Annotated in this window: 2 protein-coding genes; both read left to right on the top strand. The window is 70.0% G+C overall.

The window, feature by feature from the left end; all coding sequences use genetic code 11:
- Positions 1–170 precede the first annotated feature (170 nt).
- Positions 171–620: a hypothetical protein gene (locus tag STRTUCAR8_RS39185; protein WP_006381911.1), complete on the top strand. Its 450-nt coding sequence runs from the start codon at positions 171–173 to the stop codon at positions 618–620.
- 153 nt (positions 621–773) lie between these two features.
- A complete protein-coding gene (locus tag STRTUCAR8_RS39180) occupies positions 774–1,505 on the top strand; it encodes a nucleotidyltransferase family protein (RefSeq protein WP_006381910.1) in 732 nt (243 codons plus the stop codon).
- The last annotated feature ends 46 nt before the right edge of the window (positions 1,506–1,551 follow it).

Below are 1,551 nucleotides of genomic sequence, written 5' to 3'. Positions count from 1 at the left end.
CCCCTCGCGTGCGCCTTGCGCATGTTTGCCCTGCGGACGCCCGATACCCCGGCGGACCGGTCGTTTCGAATCGTGTGCGTCAACGCCCTACCCAGAAAACGGCACCAATCCATCCCCCGATCGGGTGACTGAATGTCGCCAATTCAGTACGGAGCGCTACCCTCACTCGCGTGAAGCACTCCACTAACCAACTGACGCGAAGTGGCCGTGGCCCCGCCCGCCGGATCGGCCGTAGCCTCGCCCTTGTCCTGCCCGTCGTCCTGGTGCTGTCCGGGACCCTCGCGGTCACCCGAGTCAACTGGTCGGGGAGCCCCTCGGACTCGGTGCTCACCGCCTCCTCCGAGGACCTGGCCGCCCGGGCCGCCGCTGCCCCGTCACCGCAGGACGTCCTGCGTGACCAGCTTCTCCTGGAGCTCCAGGAGAAGGACCCCGGCATCGCCCTCACCCACCTCCAGCAGGCGGTGAACGGCCGCCCGTCGCTGGCGAAGCACTGCACGTCGATCGCCCGCGCCCTGGGCCGCGCCGCGGTCCGCGCGTACGGCCCGTCCCGCGCCCAGTCCTTCTCCCGCCCGGTCTGCGACACCTCCTTCGCGACAGGAGTGGCAGCAACCCACAGCTGAACCCTCAGCGCCCCTGTAGGCGCCCCGTAGGGGCATGCCTACAGGGGCGCGGGAACTGCGCGACCAGCCCCCACCGGACCTGCGGATCCCCACCCACAGCCCCACCCCCAACCTCACCCCGCGAACCCGCGGAGCGCCCCGTACAGTTCGAATATGACCGATCCGAACGCCACGTCGCGCCCCACTCAGGCCGTGGTCCTCGCCGGCGGCCAGGGCTCCCGGCTTCGCCCGTACACCGATGACCGGCCCAAGCCGATGGTCGAGATCCCCGGCACGGGGACGCCGATCATCGGCCATCAGCTCGTCTGGCTCGCCGAGGAGGGCGTGACGGACGTGGTGGTCAGCTGTGGCCATCTCGCCGAGGTGCTGCAGAAGTGGCTGGAGACGGCCGATCTGCCGCTGAGCGTCACCACGGTCGTCGAGACCGAGCCCCTGGGCCGTGGTGGCGGCCTCAAGTACGCCGCCGCGCACCTTCCCGCCCCTGACGAGCCCTGGTACGCGACCAACGGTGACATCTGGACCCGTTTCTCGCTGCGCGAGATGGCCGACTTCCACGCCGAGCGGGACGCCGTCGCGACCCTCGCGCTGGCCCGTCCCCGGCTGCCGTGGGGCGCGGTCCAGACGGACGGGTTCGGTCACATCACGGACTTCATAGAGTCCCCTCCGTCGACCTTCGAGATCAACGCGGGTGTGTACGTGTTCTCCCCCGAGTTCGCCGCCCTGCTCCCGGAGCGCGGTGATCACGAACGTACGACGTTCCCGCACCTGGCCCGTGAGCTGCGCCTGGCCGGTTTCCCGATCCCGCACGGCGCCTACTGGCGTGCCATCGACACCGCGAAGGACCTCACGGAGGCCGCGAAGGAGCTGGCGACGCTGGGCCGTTGAGCCCGGCTGTTCACCAACAGCCGTTGCAGGTAAGCGATGCGGTTAC

Source organism: Streptomyces turgidiscabies Car8 (assembly GCF_000331005.1).
In the GTDB taxonomy this organism is placed as follows: Bacteria; Actinomycetota; Actinomycetes; order Streptomycetales; family Streptomycetaceae; genus Streptomyces; species Streptomyces turgidiscabies.
This window is presented reverse-complemented; position numbering and strand designations above follow the sequence as displayed.

Coding starts and splice junctions, on each gene's coding strand:
- STRTUCAR8_RS39180 (WP_006381910.1), top strand. CDS start 774: ATGACCGATCCGAACGCCACGTCGCGCCCCACTCAGGCCGTGGTCCTC.